Raw genomic sequence first — 491 nt, 5'->3', positions numbered from 1 at the left:
TGACTCATATATTTCTACTTTGGTGACTCCAGCCATCTTTGCTCGTTGATATTTATTCCTTCTTTATCTGTATCATAGTTTTAGTGAATTGGTATAAGATGCTTCCTCCAAGAAAAAAGGAATTTACTGACTTACTAAAGCTTTATAAGATAGATCTGTATTGAGCACAATTCTGCGTGACTAGTGATATCTCGAAGATTGATTTCCCGCCGTCGCAAAGTTAAATAAAACAGCGCTGACTAATAACTCATAACTCACCAGAAATTTGGCAAAATATAGTCCTTTTACGCGCTCCATCTAACTCAAATAATAAAACAGATTGATAGGTTCCCAAAGCTAATTTTCCATCCATAATAGGAATGACTTCACTCGTACTTAGAGTCATTGCCATTAAGTGATACCAATTCACTAAAACTATGATACAGATAAAGAAGGAATAAATATCAACGAGCAAAGATGGCTGGAGTCACCAAAGTAGAAATATATGAGTC

At 34.8% G+C, this 491-nt stretch carries 1 pseudogene; it reads right to left on the bottom strand.

Annotated features, from left to right (window positions below):
• Positions 1 to 247: 247 nt before the first annotated feature.
• Positions 248 to 397 (bottom strand): annotated as a pseudogene (locus tag MAS10914_RS32850) (YjbQ family protein); the annotation flags it as partial.
• Between the last annotated feature and the right edge of the window lie 94 nt (positions 398 to 491).

Origin of the sequence: Mastigocladopsis repens PCC 10914 (assembly GCF_000315565.1) — a bacterium.
Lineage (GTDB): Bacteria > Cyanobacteriota > Cyanobacteriia > Cyanobacteriales > Nostocaceae > Mastigocladopsis > Mastigocladopsis repens.
Note: the sequence above shows the minus strand (reverse complement) of the source record. Positions and strands in the feature narration are given on the sequence as shown.